We start from the raw sequence: 17187 nt of genomic DNA, 5'->3' as shown, positions 1-17187 counted from the left end.
AGCCCTGACGTCGATGGAATCTACAACGTCTTCCACAGAGAGTCAAAATCATCCTCACCGCCACCCGAAGTGCCCAGACGCGCTCCGGCGGGGCGGTCAGCGCCTGTGATCGGGTCGAGGAACCGGTGTTCGAACTGGCTGAAACTGCCGGTAGCGGTAATGCGGTCGACCAGCTGCGCCCGCGTTTCCTTGTGGCCCTGATAGATCACTACCTTGCTGCCAACCTGAAAAGGCAGGCGTGGCGTGATTATGGTGGGCGGGCGCTCGATTGCCGCTACCGCTGGTACCGTCAGCGCCCGCAGGTATTGGCTGGGTTGCTCGGATTTGCGGATCAGCTTGATTGCGCACGGCGTACAGTGCGGAGCGATCAGTTCTATGCCCATCTGCGTGCCGCCACCGCGCACCTGCCTGATCCAGCGAACCACAGCGAGGCTCCAGTCCTCGCCATTGACTTCCTGCACGCCTAGTAGCTCGCCGGCCTGGAGTTGCTTGGGGACATCCCTTGGCCAGGTGAGGCAGAAGCCGCCCGGACTGTGATTGACGATATTCAGGGTATGGACTGGATACTGTTCGTCTTCATTCTGCCGGTTGGCTGGTGTGTCGGGCGCGGTGGCGGTTGTGTAATCGATCATCTCCATGTTCGACGGCGCCCAATCGATACTCTTGTCTGTGTCGAACGCACTGTCCCAGCCTTCCTTCCGGGCTCGTCTGGCAGCGTCGGAAAAGGGATTGAGTTCAGCGTCGTCAGCGGCAATGAATTTTGAAAAACTCATGCCGGAAATGCGGTAATGCGTTGCGCTCATACCGATACACAAGCGGATTGCACCGTTACCGGGAACGCGGTTGAAAGTGCGTTCTGCCAGATCCCCCCAGGATTGGCTGACATGCTGCAACAGCTCCACGCCGAAGCCGTCTGGCACCTTCAGCGAGCTGCCGGCCTCGGCGCCATTGAGCATGAGATTCTTGATGTCTTCGACCAGGTCGTGAGTCGCCAGCCCAACGCTTGCGCTGATGTCCTCATCGCGAATCAGCGATCGGTACCTGGGTGCGCAGTCCATATCGGGATTGATGATGAACAGTGCGTTCGGGTCGTCCGGGTCCACCAGGTGGGCTCGCTGGCTCCAATCCTCCAGCGTAGCGAAAAGCTTGCCCATGGCGCTCTGGCGCATCTGGTTGGGGCGAGCGGCACCCATCAGCAACGCCATGATGTAGCAGTGCCTGATGCTCAAGGCATGACCGGCCGCATTTTCGGGATCAACAATTGGCTGTTTATGCAGGCGTCGTTTATATGCAAGCTGATAAAGCTGATGCATTTCCAGCCAGACGCCGTCGGCGACCGGGCAATATAGCTGATACGCGCGTAGTAATGGGCCGCAGAGACTGCGTATGGCGCGCTCAATGGCCAGCGCCATAACGGCCGGGTGCTCCTTGGGCCGGATGCTTTGCTCCTGCGCAACCACGATCTTGTAGCCGTTGGCCAGGTGATTCTGAAGCGACTGGGAGAGGTTGGCGACCTTGCGTGGCTTGTCCTCTAGAACGATTGACTGGCCAAGGTAGTATTTCGACAGAGCGACACAGACGTAGCGTACTTCCGGACGGATAAGCTCAAGTAACGCCAGACGCTTCTCGGGTGCGACGATCAGCTGATTCAGCTCGATCAACCCTTTGTAGAGCTGACGGGCGGTCTCGCCAATATTGGCTTTGGGCAAATTTCCCAGCCATTGGGCGATTCCTTTCTCCGTCGCTTCAGCGAAGCTGAGCGTGTCCAGCGTCTGTAGCGGTATGCGCAAATTGAGCTTATGCGTTGTGCTATTCATGTAGTTCCCAGTATCGAGGTCCCGTTGCCGCCTCGTCAAAATGACGGTATCTCAGCGGTACTGCACGGTTCAGGCCATCCCGACACGAGCCGGTAATAAAGAGGTCAGCTGGGCCGTGATCAGAGCCTGTATCTTCACTCTAGCAGCTTATATTTCCTGCAATTTCCTCTGTATTGGGGCAGTCCTGTCATTCGACAGGCTGCACAATCAAGGGCACCTTGCTGCGTTCGCCGGCGATTTCACGAACCAGCCGTGGGACAAGAAAGCCCGGCAAGCGCGTCAGCATCTGCCCGACCAGCCGGATAGCAGCATCATCCTCGACAAGAAAATGACGCGCTCCTCTTACATGGTCAAGAATATGGAGATAGTAGGGCATAATGCCACTATCGGCTAGCTTTTCGCTCAAGGCTATCTGATCTTCGAGTTGCTCATTCACACCACGCAGCAGTACTGCCTGATTGAGCATCATGATTCCGGCGCTACGCAGCGCATGCACTGCCTGTTTCAGGCTCGGGTCTATCTCGTTGGCATGGTTGCAATGGAGCACCATGGTAACCGGCAGGCGGGTGCTGCATAACGCGTCGATCAGGCCCTGCGTTACCCGCTGCGGTATAACCACCGGCAGTCGGGTATGTACGCGCAAACGCGCTACATGCGGAATATCTGCGATCTCCCGGGTGAGCCAGGCCAGGCGTTTATCATTGGCCGCAAGTGGATCTCCTCCGCTATATATCACCTCGCGGATGCTCTCGTCGACGCGGATGTACTCCAGCGCATCCTGCCATTCGGCGGTGCTCAGGTTGTTGTCGTCATAGGGAAAATGGCGACGGAAACAGTAGCGGCAATTGACGGCGCATCCTGCGCTGACGACGAGCAATAGCCGGCCGTGATACTTGTGGATGATGCCTGGCCTGGCATTGGCATGCTGTTCACCCAACGGGTCGGTTACATAGCCTGGCTGATCCAGAAGCTCTTCACCGATTGGCAGTACCTGTCGGAGCAATGGATCATCTGGATCGCCCTGGCGCATCCTGTCGATGTAAGGTTCTGGCACGCGCAATGGAAAATCAGCTGCGGCGCCCTTTGCCTCATCGAGTAAGGAAATATCCAGCTGGAGCCGGTCCAGAAGCGCTGCCGGGTCGGTGATGCTGCGCGCCAGTAGAGTTTGCCAGGTGTCAGACTCAACAGGCGCCGAAGATCCATGTATCATTGCTTTTTTCCGCGCATGGGTGGCAGGGCATCCGTCGGGCGTTGCTGACAACGCCGGGCTGAAACCATCGGTCAGCGCGTTCTCGGATGATTCCGTTCAAACTGTAAGTGGGAAATGTATGGCCAATTATTCTACCAATGAATTCAAGCCGGGTCTTAAGGTGATGCTGGACGGCGACCCCTGCGCGATCCTGGAAAACGAATACGTCAAACCCGGCAAGGGGCAGGCGTTCAACCGGGTCAAGGTGCGCAACCTGAAAAACGGCCGGGTCAACGAAAGGACGTTCAAGTCGGGCGACAGCCTTGAAGGCGCCGACGTGATGGACCGTGAAATGGAGTATCTGTACGCCGATGGCGAGTTCTGGCATTTCATGGCCACTGATGGCTCCTTTGAGCAGGTCGGTGCCGATGAGAAAGCCGTCTCCGATGCCAAGAACTGGCTCAAGGAACAGGTGATCTATCAGGTCACTCTGTACAACGGCGCGCCGATTGCCGTGACGCCTCCCAACTTTGTTGAGCTGGAAGTCGTCGAGACTGATCCTGGTGTGCGTGGCGATACCTCGGGTGGTGGCACCAAGCCGGCCAAGCTGGTGACTGGCGCTGTGGTCAAGGTTCCATTGTTTATCAACGTGGGCGATGTGCTTAAGGTTGATACGCGCACTGCTGATTACGTCGGCCGCGCCTGATTATCGTGGTATCAGAAACCGGGGCTTTGGCCCCGGTTTTTTGTGCCCGTTGTTTGGCGGGCGCTACCTCAGAAACTTGAATGATTTAAAACCTGAGCAGGCTCACCCATGCACGACTGGCAACCGACAGCGTCGATCGAAAACCTGCGGCGCCGCGCTGACGTAATCAATCAGATACGGCATTTTTTCCACGAACGGGATGTGCTCGAGGTAGAGACGCCAGCATTGTCAGGCGCGGCAGTCAGCGACCCACACCTGTTTCCCTTTGTCGCTGATTACGTACCTGAAGGTGGCGGTAATAGCCGGCCGCTGTACCTGCATACCTCGCCCGAATACCCCATGAAGCGACTGCTTGCGGCAGGCAGTGGCTCAATCTGGCAGCTCTGCAAGGTTTACCGCAACGGTGAAAGCGGATCGCGACATAACCCTGAGTTCAGCATGCTCGAATGGTATCGACTCGGGTTCGATCATCATCGGCTGATGGAGGAAGTCGATCAGCTGGTGCGCTCTGTGCTGGGCTGCGCTCCCGCGCGCCGAGTCACCTACGCGGATCTCTTCAGGGATCTGCTTGTATTGGATATTCATGGTTGCAATACATCGGAGCTGGCGCGGGTGGGGCGTGAGCGCTGCGGTTTTTTCGGCGAGCTGGATCGCGACGGCTGGCTCAACCTGCTGTTTTCCCATCTCATCGAGCCCCGGTTGATCGAACCCACCATGGTCTACGCTTTTCCTGCGTCCCAGGCTGCGCTGGCAAGGATCGTCGACTCAGACGACAGGGTCCCGAGCGCGGCGCGTTTTGAGTTGTTCATCAACGGCATGGAATTGGCCAACGGTTACTTCGAGCTGACCGATGCGCTGGAGCAAGCACGCCGCTTCGAGGCTGATCAGCAATTGCGCGCGGCACTGGATCGTCCCGTGCTTCCCGTGGACGAGCACTTGATCCAGGCATTGCATAGTGGTTTACCCGAATGCGCAGGCGTGGCGTTAGGCGTGGATCGTCTGGTTATGCTGGCTGTGGGGGCAAGCAGTATTGATGAGGTTGTAGCCTTTCCCATTGCTCGCGCGTGATAGCTACCTGATCCGATAACTCGGGGTCTGCTGTCGCCTCGCTTCGCATGGCGTTGGAGTAGCCTGAAAGGACAACCAGAGCGAAGGCGGTTTTAAATCTCCACCTCACGCCGATGCTCATCAAGCCCGGCGGCTGTCAGGGTGTAGCAAGTGTCGAAAACAGGGATGTTTTCGTCAAGCCCCCAGGGATGGGTTCACGGCGTCTTGCGGAGTCCCGGCAGTTGGCGGGCGCCACTACGCAATCGCCAGATAAAAACACAGCCTGGTTTTGGTGGACGTTCTGGGCCGGCTGTCGCGGGGTGACACCGTTGCGCCGACACGCTGCAAGTACATCCCTATAAGCTCGTCGATGACATCCCTGTCATCGCACGGTCGACTGAACCCTGTCGCCCCGCTTCGCGTGAACTTGAGAATGGCCTGATGGAAAGCTCTACCAGCGGATTGCGTCGCCATTCAGGCCCGTACTGGTTCAGTCCTCCGCTTTTTGTTGCTGCTTGCCAAGCTTTTGGCCCATCTGCACGAAGTCGCCGGCACCCAGGCCCTTGTCCCACTCAACCTTGCCGGGCCCGAAGAGTACAATCGCAGTCGAACCAAGCTTGAATCGACCCATCTCTGCTCCGCGATCCAGAGACGGCGCTGCTTCGTTGTAATTGCGCGCGTGAAGCTGGCGTCGGTGGGGGGCAACCAGGCCGGCCCAGACGGTTTCCACTGAGGCAACGATCATCGCGCCTACCAACACCAGGCCCATCGGTCCGGCCGGCGTGTCGAAGATACAGACCACGCGCTCATTGCGGGAGAAGAGCCGCGGTACGTTCTCGGCCGTGACGCGGTTAACCGAGAACAGATCGCCGGGAACGTAAATCATGTCGCGCAGGGTGCCGCCTAGTGGCATGTGTACCCGGTGATAGTCGCGTGGCGACAGGTATACGGTGGCGAACTGACCGCCCTGAAACAATTCAGCGTGTTCGGTATTTCCTCCGACCAGCTCCTGCACGCTATAGCTTTGGCCCTTCGCCTGAAAAATCCGGCCGTGCGCTATCGCTCCAAGCTGACTGATCACGCCATCGGCGGGACTCAGAACTGACTCGGGTGCTGAGTCGAGTGGACGCGCATCGCGCGTGAGCGCACGCGTGAAAAAATCATTGAAGCAAGCATAAGCAGTAGGTTCAGGTTCTACGGCCTGACGCATATCGACCTGATATCGCTTGACGAACCAGGTGATAAAGGGATTTTTGACCCACGACCAGGTGCAATTGGCCAGGCCGCCGGCAGCTCGTGACAGCAAATGCTGGGGCAGCAGGTACTGCAGAATGATGAAGAGACGATCTTGCATTATGGGTCCTTAGCTTTCGATAGGGGCGTCGGGGTGATTGCCCCATTCCGACCACGAGCCTGCGTAGGCTTTGACGCGCGGATAACCGAGAATCTTCGCTGCGAGGTAAGTGAAGCCGGAGCGGTGATGGGTCTGGCAGTGCGTAACAATTTCCTTGTCCGGGGTTATGCCCAACTCGGCAAGCTTGTCCGCGAGATCGGTGCGTAGCCGGAGACCGCGCTGGGGGTCCATGCCGGCAGTCCATTCAAAATTGATCGCGCCGGGGATGTGACCGCCCCGGGCAGCAAGTACTTTCTCGCCGCGGTGTTCTTCAGGCGAGCGCGCGTCCCAGATTACCCGGTCGGAGCTTTGCTGCTCGCGAACAAGCGTTGCCAGATCGATTGTGTGATCATGGTTGAGATTGATCTGCGGCTGGGTGGGCTCGCGGGGTTCAAGCGTGCTGACCAGCGGTTTGCCTTCTGCGATCCAGGCCTGCAGCCCGCCGTTGAGGTAGGAATAATGGCTATGTCCGATTGAATCAAGCAACCAGATGAAGCGACCGGCCCAGCCGCCGCCCTCACCGTCATAAACGATATAGTGCAGCTCCGGATGATGCCCTAGCCGGCCAAACAACTGTTCCAATCGCTCCTGAGCAGGTAACAGGCCGGGTATCGGCGGGGCAGAGGTTATTTCTGGCGGCACCACCGACACTGCTCCGGCTATATGGCCGGCCTGGTACTCCTCGAGCTTGCGTAGATCAACGAGGCGGTACGTTGTCGGATTCAGTGGTGCCGGGAGCTGATCCGGTTCGATCAGCAAGGGTAAGCAGGGATGCGACATGTCTAAATCCTGATCGATATTCATCCAGGGTGTCTACTGTGCCGGTTTGCGGCCATCGGTTGATCCAAGCCAAGCGAGGAGGGTTACAAGCTTCTGAGCAAAATTGTACTCAGGGTTTGGTTCGCCTTGCCGATAGAGTCTTCGTGGCAACCATCGTTTCGTTTGGCACTTGTTCACCTTAACCTGATGGCGCGAATGGTCGTCACTATACCTGATCACTAGCGTATTGCCGCGCAAAAACGGCTGCCAAATACGTCCAATTTCTTGTCCGGGTTTTACGCGTTTATGTTGAAAATTGCAGGGTTTCTTGTCGTTATCGTCAGTGTGTTGGGCGGGTTCGTATTATCCGACGGGAAGGTCGCGGCGCTATGGCATCCGTTTGAAATCCTGATTATTGGCGGCGCTGCGTTGGGCGCTTTCCTCGTTGCCAACAGTATGGCAACGGTCCGCAATACCTTCGCCAAGGTCCCGCAGATTCTGTTTGGCCACCGCTTCGGCAAACCTTATTTCCTGGATGTGCTCGGCCTGCTGTATGAAATTCTCAATAAGTCCCGTCGAGAGGGGATGATGGCCATCGAGCCCGATATTGAGGAGCCGCAGGAGAGTCCGATCTTCAGCAAGTATCCGGCGATTCTCAAGGATGACCGCATGATCGCTTTTATCTGCGATTACCTGCGCATCATGTCCACCGGCAACATGGCTCCGCATGAGCTTGAAGCCTTGTTCGACGTCGAGATTTCCAGCCTCACCGAGGAGTTGCAGACACCCTCCCATGCGGTCAATCGCGTTGCAGACGCGCTGCCGGGCTTCGGCATTGTGGCTGCGGTGCTGGGGATTGTGATTACGATGGGCATTCTTGGCGACGCGAATAATGCGCAGATCGGGGAGAAGGTGGCTACCGCGCTGGTTGGCACCTTCCTCGGTATCCTGGCCGCCTATGGCTTCGTTGGGCCTTTTGCTGCAGCCATGGAGCACGATGCGACCGAGGAGGCCAATACCTACGAGGCGGTGAAAATGTGTCTGGTTGCAAGTGCTCAGGGTTTGCCGCCCGCCTTGGCGGTGGAATTTGGCCGTAAGGCGTTATTGTCGGAGTATCGGCCAAGTTTCATTGAGCTGGAAGAGTCGGTGAAGGGCCGCTGAGATGGCTGACGATCAACCGATTATTGTCAAACGGATCAGCCGTAAGGCAGCAGCTCACCATGGCGGCTCGTGGAAGATCGCCTTCGCCGATTTCGCGGTAGCGATGATGGCATTCTTTCTGGTGATGTGGCTGGTCACAGTGGCGACGCCCGGCCAGCTGGCGATGGTGTCAGGTTACTTCAACGATCCGATCGGTTTCTCGGAGGGTGGCAGTCCGTATGCGATAGATCTGGGAGGCTCTCCGACCGTGGCTCCGCAGAAGACCCTGAATGACCTGCCCGAGCAGGTTGAAGCGCCCCCGCAACTGGATAACGAAACCATAGCGGATCTGGCCGAGATGGCTGAGCGGCAAGAGCTCGATCTTCTGCTACAGGAGCTGCAAAACAAGATCGACGCTGAGCCGGTGCTCCAGCGGTTCAAGGACCAGATCCTGCTGGAGATCACCCAGGATGGTTTACGCATTCAGATTGTCGATGCGGAGAATCGTCCGATGTTTGCCAGCGGCAGCCCACGGCTACAGTCCTATTTCGAAGACATCTTGCTGGCGCTGGCTGACACCATTTCCAGCGTGCCGAAGAAAATCAGTATCGGTGGGCATACGGATGCCAAACCTTTCACCGGTCGCCGGAGCTACGGCAACTGGGAGCTGTCCGCGGAGCGTGCCAACGCAGCGCGTCGCACCCTGGTCGTGGCAGGGTACCCGGAGAGTCAGGTTGCGCGGGTAGTGGGGTACGCCGACTCGGCGCTGTTCGATCGGAACGATCCGACCAATCCGATCAATCGAAGAATCGATATCGTGGTACTCAATAAGCGTGCTGAAGCGCAGCTGATGGAAGGCGCAACTGATCAGGCTAACGCTATGTCAAAGGTGCCAGCAGAGGACGATCATAATATCGACAGGCAGAAGATTATCGAGCCGGCCGCCGCCGAGCCCGAGTCAGCGCCGCAGAAGCGACCTGCCAATTTATTCGATGATCCCGGTTCGCTCAGAAGGCTGGGTGAGCCCTGAGATCGGCTGGCATTGTCGAAAGCAATGCCAGCGAGCCTTACGGGTTAGTGATGCCTGAGAGGATATAGCGGTAACTGCGCATGCGGGTTGATGAAATGTCTCCGCGCTCAACCGCTGCAAGCAAGGCGCAGCCGGGTTCGTGCAAATGCTGACAATCGCGGAATTTACAATGGCCGAGGAAGGGGCGGAACTCGATGAACCCCTCCAGCAGCTCGTCGTGCGAGATATGCGTCAAACCGAACTCGCGAATGCCGGGAGAATCCACCAGATCGCCGCCTTCAGGAAAGTGAAAGAGCCTGGCAGTGGTCGTGGTGTGCATGCCTTTGTTTGTCGCATCCGAAAGCGCACCCACACGCAGGTCCTCGCCGGGCAACAACACGTTGATCAATGACGACTTGCCGACGCCGGATTGACCGACAAATACGTTGATACGCCCCTTGAGTTCACTCCGTAGCTGATCCAGGCCGTCACCCGAGTCGGCCGACAGGCAGAGCGTGCGGTACCCCAATCGGGCGTATTCGTCGAGCCAGTCACGTAGATAGGCAAATTCCGCCTGGCTCAGCAGATCTGCCTTATTGAGAACCAGTAACGGCTCGAGCCCCGCCTGTTCAGCAGCCACCAGATAGCGATCGATGAGATTGCTATGAGGGGTAGGCAGCGGGGCGAAGACGATGACCAGACGATCGATATTCGCTGCTACCGGTTTCAGCTGGCCGCGGTGATCGGGGCGAAACAGCTCGGAACGGCGCGGCAGCTGGGCGACAATCACGCCACCGTTCTGATTGTCAGCGCGCCAGACGACCTTGTCTCCCGTCACGAGGGCTGGCAGGTTGGCACGCATGTGACAGCGTCTGATCAGCCCGGCCTGCTCGCCGCTGATGGCCTCGACATCTACCTGAACGCCAAAATGCGCAATAACCAGACCTTCCTGCTCCGGGCCCAGATCGCCCCCGAGCAGGCTTTCTTCGGCCAGGTCGGCACGCTTGCTGGCGCGCACGCTGCGCTCGTCCTGAATCTTCTGAATGCGCCAGTTCTGACGTCGGGTAAGGTGTCGCTTGGCCATGGATTACACTTCTTGGGAACCAGCCGCAGTGTAGCATGCACGCGTATACTCCCTTCACTACATACTCAGACACAGGATCTTGCATGCAGAACCCCGATAACCTGATCTGGATCGACCTTGAAATGACCGGTCTCGATTCGGATAACGACGTCATTATCGAAATCGCTACGGTGGTCACCGATGCTCAGTTGAATGCGTTGGCTGAGGGGCCGGTGCTGGCAATCAAGCAGCCGGATGCGCTGCTGGACGGGATGGATGAATGGAATACGCGTCAACACGGGCAGTCCGGGCTGACGCAGCGCGTGAAAGACAGCGCCATTGATCTGGCTGAAGCTGAGCGTCAGACGCTGGCTTTCCTGAGGGAGTGGGTGCCCGAAGGGCGTTCACCCATGTGCGGCAACAGTATCTGCCAGGACCGGCGTTTCCTTTATCGCGGCATGCCCGAACTTGAGCGTTACTTCCACTACCGCAATCTGGACGTCTCGACTCTCAAGGAGCTGGCCGCGCGCTGGGCGCCTGAGGTGAAAAACAGCTTCAAGAAACAAAGCAGTCATCTGGCGCTGGATGATGTTTACGACTCGATTGCGGAGCTCAAGCACTACCGCGAACATTTCATCAAGTATTGATCGCGTGCCGCGATAGCGCCCAGTGGACATGTTCTCTGACCAATTCAGACGGGTGTTGCGCACGGGCTTGCAGGGCCTGGATCACCGGCAAGCTTGAGGTAGCGTTGCCCAGCCCTATCGCCAGGTTGCGAAGCCAGCGCTCGTAACCTATCCGGCGAATGGGTGACCCCTCGGTATTTTTCAGGAAGGTCTGCTCATCCCAGCGGAACAGCTCGATCAGGTCGGCCTGGTCGAGACTGTGGCGGGGGGTGAAGTCCGCCTCTGAAGTGTCCTTGGCGAAGCGGTTCCAAGGGCATACCAGCTGGCAATCGTCACAACCGAAAACGCGGTTGCCCATCAAGGGGCGCAGCTCCTGCGGAATCGCGCCCTTCAGTTCGATGGTCAGATACGAGATGCAGCGGCGCGCATCCAGCACGTGTTCCCCGACGAAGGCATCGGTCGGGCATTTGTCCAGGCAGGCGCTGCAGCGGCCACAATGATCTTCAGAATAAGGCGGGTCGACGGGCAGAGGCAGGTCGGTATACAGCTCACCGAGAAAGAAGAAACTGCCCGCCTTGCGGTTAAGCAACATAGTGTTCTTGCCAATCCAGCCAAGCCCTGAACGGCTGGCCAATGCGCGCTCCATCACCGGGGCGCTATCGACGAAGGCGCGATAACCAAAGGGGCCGGCCAGTTCCTGTACCCGGTCAGCCAGCTGTTGCAGCCGGCGTCGGATCAATTTGTGGTAATCGCGTCCAAGCGCGTAGCGCGATATATAGGCAGCGTCAGGGTTGGCCAGACGTTTCGCCATGCTGGTATCGGTCGGCAGGTAATCCATGCGCACCGATATGACACGCCGCGTGCCGGGAACCAGCTCGGCCGGTCGGGTCCGCTTGCTGCCGTGACTGGCCATCCATTCCATCTCCCCGTGATAACCCGCACGCAGCCAGCTATCCAGCCAGGCTTCATGCTGACCTATATCCGGCTCGCTGATGCCGGTTTGCTGAAAACCAAGTTCGCTGGCGATCAGTCGTACATCTTCGGCCAGCTTGGCGTAATCGATAGTGGTATCAGGCATGGATGCGCGGGAACAGTCTAGGGTCATGGGCGGGCAAGACGTATAATTCTGCCAGACATTCAAGCCGGTAGCATGTCATGACGTCAGAAATGCCATTCGGGATATGTACAGCCGCCCAGACTCGCGAACTCGATGCGCGCATTATCGCGGCCGGAACGCCGGGGTTCGAGCTCATGCAGCGCGCAGCGGAAGCTGTCTGGCAGACGCTCAGCGTGCGATGGGCGGCTGTCGGTCAGCTCAGCGTGCTGGCCGGGAGCGGCAACAACGCAGGCGATGGCTACCTTGTTGCCAGACTGGCGCATAACGCGGGGTGGCAGGTCCGGGTTCTGGCAGTAAAACCGCCAGAGCGCTTGCAGGGCGACGCTGCGAAAGCCTGGCAGACTGCGCTTGCAGCAGGGGTCGAAGTGCTTGCCTGGAGCGCTTCGGCGCATCTCAAAGGTGTTGTCGTCGATGCCATGCTTGGCACGGGGGTGCGCGGCGATGTCAGCGAGCCCTATAAAAGCGTTATCGAGGCGGTCAACGCGTCCGGCTTGCCCGTCGTGGCTGTGGATGTGCCGAGCGGGCTGGATCCTGATCGGGGGGTTGTGCTCGGCCACGCCATCCGCGCGAATCTGACCGTGACCTTCATCGCACCGAAGCTAGGCTTGTTCACGGCTCAAGGGCCAGACCAGGCCGGCGACATCGCGTTCGCCCAACTTGAAGAAGTGCCTGGGGCGTCGGTGCGGCCCGTTGCAGAACGGCTTGTGCTGGAGCGGCTCGCCAGCAGTCTGCCGCGGCGGGTTAGGGCTGCCCACAAAGGCATGTTCGGCCATGTGCTGGTTATCGGCGGGGATCTGGGCATGGGTGGCGCGATTATGCTGGCTGCTGAAACGGCGCTACGCAGCGGCGCCGGCCGTGTGAGTGTCGCTACACGCTCGGCGCATATTGCGCCGCTGCTCGCACGGTGTCCTGAGGTAATGGCGCACGCAGTGGATTCCCCTGAAGCGCTCTCACCCTTGTTAAAGAAAGCCACAACGCTGGTCGTTGGTCCCGGTCTGGGGCGTTCCGAATGGGGGTGGGGATTGCTAGACCAGGCATTGGCGAGCGGTCTGAGCAGAGTGTTTGACGCTGATGCGCTGAACGAGATCGCGGTGCGGCATCGCGATGGACTGCTACTTGGCGATCAAACGGTAATCACTCCACATCCTGCGGAAGCCGGACGACTACTTGGCTGTTCAACGGCCGAGGTGCAGGCAGACCGGCTGCGGGCGGTCACGATGCTGGCGGACCGGTTTGGTTGCGCTGTGATCCTGAAAGGCGTTGGCAGTCTGGTTGCCGGCCCGGCATGCTTCGCGGCACCGGTGGGTCTGTGTACCCATGGCAACCCGGGGATGGCCGTAGCGGGGATGGGCGATGTGCTTTCCGGGCTGGTCGGCGCGCTATTGGCTCAACAGGTCGAGCCTGGGTCCGCGGCGCGTTACGCTACGCTGATACATGCGCAAGCGGGTGATTGTGCTGCAGTTTCCGGTGAATCCGGTATTCTGGCGTCTGATTTGATAGGGCCTATCCGAACCATTCTCAATACCAGGGGCTCCCATGAGTAATAGTTTGTTTGCCGCCGACGAGCAGGCAATGGAGTCGCTCGGGGCCGATATAGGTCGGGCCATGAAGTTCCGCGGGGTAATCTACCTGGACGGCGATCTGGGTGCGGGCAAGACGACGATCAGCAGAGGCTTGATACGTGAGTTGGGCCATCGCGGGGCGGTCAAAAGCCCGACATTCACTCTGGTTGAGCCATACGAGCTGGAGGCCGGCACGATCTATCACTTTGATCTGTATCGCTTACTGGACCCCGAAGAGCTTGAGTTCCTCGGCATCCGGGACTACTTCTCCGCCGACAGTCTCTGTCTGATCGAGTGGCCAGATAAAGGCTCAGGTGTTTTGCCAAGTCCGGACCTGACGATTACCATTGCGGCAGAAGGCGAGGGGCGCCGGCTGCATCTGGCAGGTCATACTGCGCTGGGCCAGGCTGCATGCCGGCAATTGCGCGACAAACAGGAGTAACGCAATACCGTGATCGGAACCACATCAGGACAAGTCAAGGTACTGGCCGTCTGGGCTCTGGCATCGTTGTGTGCGCTAGTCGCGGGTACAGTGAGCGCAGCCGAGATTGAGAGCGTGCGTGTCTGGCGTGCGCCGGACAATACCCGCGTGGTATTTGACCTGACCGGTCCGGCGGACCACAAGCTGTTCACTCTCACCAGCCCCGAGCGCATCGTCGTCGACCTTACAAATGCCAATTTCGGCGCTGAGATCGATGCATTGCCGCTTGCCGATACCCCGCTTAGCGGTTTGCGTTCAGCTCAGCGTAACGGTACCGATCTGCGAGTCGTTATTGATTTGAAACAGAAGGTTACCGCGAAAAGTTTCGCGTTGCCGCCCAACCAGCAGTACGGACATCGACTGGTGCTGGATCTCTTCGATGATGGACAGCCGCCCAACCAGCTGCAGTCGCAGACATCGGCCGAACCATCGGCGTCTCCCTTGCCGCAGAAGCCGACCCGGTCCGCCAGCGTTATCGGTAACCGGGACATCATCATAGCGGTAGACGCTGGCCATGGCGGGGAAGACCCGGGAGCCGTGGGCCATAAGGGCGCCCGCGAAAAAGACGTGGTGCTGGCGATCGCGCGCGACCTGAAAGCGCTGATTGATGCCGAACCCGGCTTCCGCGCTGAGCTGGTACGTACCGGTGATTATTTCATTCCCCTGCGCAAGCGCACCGAAATTGCGCGTAAACACAATGCTGATCTGTTCGTGTCGATTCACGCTGACGCCTTTACCCGCACCAGCGCGTTCGGCGCCTCGGTGTTCGCCCTGTCGGACAATGGCGCGACTTCTGAAACGGCGAGGCTGCTGGCTGACAAGGAAAACCGTTCCGATCTGATTGGTGGGGTAGGGGGCGTTAGTCTGGGGAACAAGGACCAAGTGCTGGCCAGTGTGCTGCTCGATCTGTCCATGACTGCGTCTTTGTCGGCCAGTCTTGATGTTGGCAGTCAGGTGCTGGGTTCGATCGGCAAGATCACTCCGCTGCATAAGCGCCGGGTTGAACAAGCTGGCTTCATGGTGCTCAAGTCACCGGATATTCCGTCCATCCTTATCGAAACCGGATTCATTTCCAACCCGGGCGAAGCGCAGAAGCTGGTAACCCGTAAGCATCAGCAATCGCTGGCACGCGCCATTCAGCGCGGAATCAACGAGTATTTCATGCGTAGCCCGCCTCCGGGAACGCGTGTCGCTTCGCTCAAGGCTAACGGCAAGATTGCCCAGGGGCCAAGGGAACATACCGTTACCCGTGGCGATACTCTGACGATGATCGCGGCGCGTTACAACATCAGTCTGGCGAGCCTGAAACAGGCAAATCGTCTCGGCGGCAGCGATGAAATCCGGGTTGGTCAGGTGCTCAAGGTCCCTGCTGGCAGCGTGCTGGTCAAGAATGAGTCCTGAGATGTCCCGTATAGAATTACTGAGCCCCCGGCTGGCTAACCAGATTGCCGCGGGCGAGGTCGTTGAGCGTCCCGCTTCGGTCATCAAGGAATTGCTGGAAAACAGTCTTGACGCCGGAGCGTTACGTATCGATATCGATGTCGAGCAAGGTGGCGTCAAGCTGCTGCGCGTGCGCGACGATGGAGTCGGTATCGTTGAGAAGGATCTTCCGCTGGCGTTATCACGGCACGCGACCAGCAAGATCCGCGATCTGGACGATCTTGAACGGGTCGCCACGCTGGGCTTTCGCGGCGAGGCGCTGGCATCGGTCAGTTCGGTATCGCGTCTGACCCTGACCTCTTGCGCGGAAGGCGCTGATCAAGCCTGGCAGGTGGAGACTGAAGGGCGAGATATGGCGTCGCGTCTGCAACCTGCTGCGCACCCGCGCGGCACCACGGTTGAAGTGCGTGACCTGTTTTTCAACACGCCGGCGCGAAGAAAGTTTCTACGCACCGAAAAGACCGAATTCTCCCATCTTGAGGAGGTGGTCAAGCGTCTGGCGCTGTCACGTTTCGATGTAGCCTTCAATCTACGGCATAACGGACGGAGCGTGCTCGGACTACGACCGGCGCGCACCGAGCAGGAGGCCCGGCGACGAGTTGCCAGCGTATGCGGTCCTGCGTTTGTCGAGCAATCGCTGAATATCGATAGTGAGCGCGACGGGCTACGGTTGTGGGGCTGGGTCGGCATGCCAACCTTCTCGCGCAGTCAGGCCGATTTGCAGTATTTCTTCGTGAATGGGCGGATGATCAAGGACAGACTGGTCGCCCACGCGGTTCGTCAAGCGTACCGTGACGTGTTGTTCAATGGCCGTCATCCGACGTTCGTGTTGTTCCTGGAAGTCGATCCAGCTGTGGTTGATGTCAATGTGCACCCGACCAAACATGAGGTGCGCTTTCGCGATGGACGCATGGTGCATGACTTTCTCTTCAGCACGCTCTATCGGGCGTTGGCTGACCAGCGGCCCGGCGAGCAGGTTCAGGGGTTGGCTGAACACACGCCCGAAGCTGTGCTGGTCGCTTCCGGTCTGTCTGCTGGCGTGTTTTCCGGGCAGACGCATATGCCCTTGGCCGAGCCCGCTGCTGCCTGGACGGCGGGCAGCCCGCAACAGTTTTCCGAGCGTCCGTCGGCTACGGCAATAGCTGGGGCAACCGAGGCATACGGCAATCTGTATGGTTCTGCGTCCGACTCCCCGAGACCAGCTCTGCCTGATGGTCAGGATGTACCACCGTTGGGCTACGCTGTTGCGCAGCTGCATGGGGTTTATATTCTTGCCGAGAATGCCCAGGGGCTGGTCGTGGTTGACATGCATGCGGCGCATGAACGCATTACCTATGAGCGGCTCAAGTTGGCAATGGACCAGGAAGGGTTGCGCAGTCAGCCACTGCTGGTTCCCGAGTCGATTGCGGTGAGTCAGCGCGAGGCCGATTGCGCCGATGAGCATGTTGCCTGGTTCAACCGGCTTGGATTTTCATTGCAACGCATGGGCCCCGAGAGTCTGGCTATCCGTGAAATTCCCTCGCTTCTGCGACAGGCGGACGCGCCCCAGTTGGTCCGCGACGTGTTGGCAGATCTGATGGAATACGGAACCAGCGACCGCGTCCAGGCGCACCTGAATGAACTGCTCGGAACAATGGCCTGCCACGGAGCGATTCGTGCCAATCGGCGTTTGACCCTGACCGAGATGAACGGCTTGCTGCGTGATATGGAACAGACTGAGCGAAGTGGTCAGTGCAATCACGGCCGTCCTACTTGGACGCAGATGAGTATGCCGGAGCTGGACAAGTTGTTCCTGCGCGGTCGCTGATGGAGGATTCAAGCGGCGTGTCTAACTCGGC

At 58.7% G+C, this 17187-nt stretch carries 15 protein-coding genes; 9 read left to right on the top strand and 6 right to left on the bottom strand.

Annotated elements, in window-relative coordinates; all coding sequences use genetic code 11:
- Nucleotides 1-20 precede the first annotated feature (20 nt).
- Together HG264_RS08775 and epmB are read right to left on the bottom strand one after the other, a co-directional pair.
- A complete protein-coding gene (locus HG264_RS08775) occupies nt 21-1817 on the bottom strand; it encodes a molecular chaperone (protein WP_169407301.1) in 1797 nt (598 codons plus the stop codon).
- Between the two features lie 187 nt (nt 1818-2004).
- Nucleotides 2005-3027: an EF-P beta-lysylation protein EpmB gene (gene epmB, locus HG264_RS08770; protein ID WP_169407300.1), complete on the bottom strand. Its 1023-nt coding sequence runs from the start codon at nt 3025-3027 to the stop codon at nt 2005-2007.
- A gap of 118 nt (nt 3028-3145) precedes the next feature.
- Here epmB and efp point away from each other — a divergent pair, with 118 nt between their 5' ends.
- Nucleotides 3146-3712 (top strand): elongation factor P, encoded by a 567-nt coding sequence (gene efp / locus HG264_RS08765; RefSeq protein WP_169407299.1) that lies wholly within the window; start codon nt 3146-3148, stop codon nt 3710-3712.
- Nucleotides 3713-3820: 108 nt separating this feature from the next.
- Nucleotides 3821-4780, top strand: a complete 960-nt coding sequence (gene epmA, locus HG264_RS08760; RefSeq protein ID WP_169407298.1) for an EF-P lysine aminoacylase EpmA — start codon at nt 3821-3823, stop codon at nt 4778-4780.
- A 469-nt stretch (nt 4781-5249) separates the two neighbouring features.
- Here the strand turns inward: epmA and asd are convergent, their stop codons facing one another.
- Both asd and HG264_RS08750 read right to left on the bottom strand, forming a co-directional pair.
- A complete protein-coding gene (asd, locus tag HG264_RS08755) occupies nt 5250-6113 on the bottom strand; it encodes an archaetidylserine decarboxylase (protein ID WP_169407297.1) in 864 nt (287 codons plus the stop codon).
- A gap of 9 nt (nt 6114-6122) precedes the next feature.
- On the bottom strand, nt 6123-6932 hold the full coding sequence (locus tag HG264_RS08750; protein ID WP_169407296.1) for a rhodanese-like domain-containing protein: 810 nt from the start codon (nt 6930-6932) through the stop codon (nt 6123-6125).
- Nucleotides 6933-7217: 285 nt separating this feature from the next.
- Between HG264_RS08750 and motA the strand changes: the two genes are divergently transcribed.
- Nucleotides 7218-8072 carry a flagellar motor stator protein MotA gene (gene motA, locus HG264_RS08745; protein WP_169407295.1) on the top strand — a complete coding sequence of 285 codons (855 nt, stop codon included), beginning with the start codon at nt 7218-7220 and terminating at the stop codon, nt 8070-8072.
- Nucleotide 8073: 1 nt separating this feature from the next.
- Entirely contained in the window at nt 8074-9081 is a 1008-nt protein-coding gene (motB, locus tag HG264_RS08740) for a flagellar motor protein MotB (RefSeq protein WP_169407294.1), read from the top strand.
- Between the two features lie 37 nt (nt 9082-9118).
- Here the strand turns inward: motB and rsgA are convergent, their stop codons facing one another.
- A complete protein-coding gene (gene rsgA, locus HG264_RS08735) occupies nt 9119-10144 on the bottom strand; it encodes a small ribosomal subunit biogenesis GTPase RsgA (RefSeq protein ID WP_169407293.1) in 1026 nt (341 codons plus the stop codon).
- A gap of 83 nt (nt 10145-10227) precedes the next feature.
- Here rsgA and orn point away from each other — a divergent pair, with 83 nt between their 5' ends.
- Nucleotides 10228-10770: an oligoribonuclease gene (gene orn / locus HG264_RS08730; protein ID WP_150299610.1), complete on the top strand. Its 543-nt coding sequence runs from the start codon at nt 10228-10230 to the stop codon at nt 10768-10770.
- On the opposite strand, the gene queG is transcribed toward orn, so the two are convergent.
- The gene (gene queG / locus HG264_RS08725; protein WP_169407292.1) at nt 10760-11827 is read right to left on the bottom strand and encodes a tRNA epoxyqueuosine(34) reductase QueG; all 1068 of its coding nucleotides are present in this window, start codon (nt 11825-11827) and stop codon (nt 10760-10762) included. The genes orn and queG overlap by 11 nt on opposite strands.
- A gap of 77 nt (nt 11828-11904) precedes the next feature.
- On the opposite strand from queG, the gene HG264_RS08720 reads away from it, so the two are divergent.
- The 4 genes from HG264_RS08720 to mutL are packed head-to-tail and all read left to right on the top strand — an operon-like array spanning nt 11905 to nt 17156.
- Nucleotides 11905-13410: an NAD(P)H-hydrate dehydratase gene (locus HG264_RS08720; protein ID WP_169407291.1), complete on the top strand. Its 1506-nt coding sequence runs from the start codon at nt 11905-11907 to the stop codon at nt 13408-13410.
- Nucleotides 13403-13870, top strand: coding sequence for a tRNA (adenosine(37)-N6)-threonylcarbamoyltransferase complex ATPase subunit type 1 TsaE (gene tsaE / locus HG264_RS08715; protein ID WP_169407290.1), 468 nt, complete (start codon nt 13403-13405; stop codon nt 13868-13870). Before HG264_RS08720 ends, tsaE begins: the two co-directional genes overlap by 8 nt.
- Before the next feature lie 42 nt (nt 13871-13912).
- A complete protein-coding gene (locus tag HG264_RS08710) occupies nt 13913-15310 on the top strand; it encodes an N-acetylmuramoyl-L-alanine amidase (protein WP_169409071.1) in 1398 nt (465 codons plus the stop codon).
- Nucleotides 15243-17156 carry a DNA mismatch repair endonuclease MutL gene (mutL, locus tag HG264_RS08705; protein WP_372240214.1) on the top strand — a complete coding sequence of 638 codons (1914 nt, stop codon included), beginning with the start codon at nt 15243-15245 and terminating at the stop codon, nt 17154-17156. The genes HG264_RS08710 and mutL overlap by 68 nt, the downstream gene beginning before the upstream one ends.
- The last annotated feature ends 31 nt before the right edge of the window (nt 17157-17187 follow it).

This window comes from Pseudomonas sp. gcc21 (assembly GCF_012844345.1).
In the GTDB taxonomy this organism is placed as follows: Bacteria; Pseudomonadota; Gammaproteobacteria; order Pseudomonadales; family Pseudomonadaceae; genus Halopseudomonas.
Note: the sequence above shows the minus strand (reverse complement) of the source record. Positions and strands in the feature narration are given on the sequence as shown.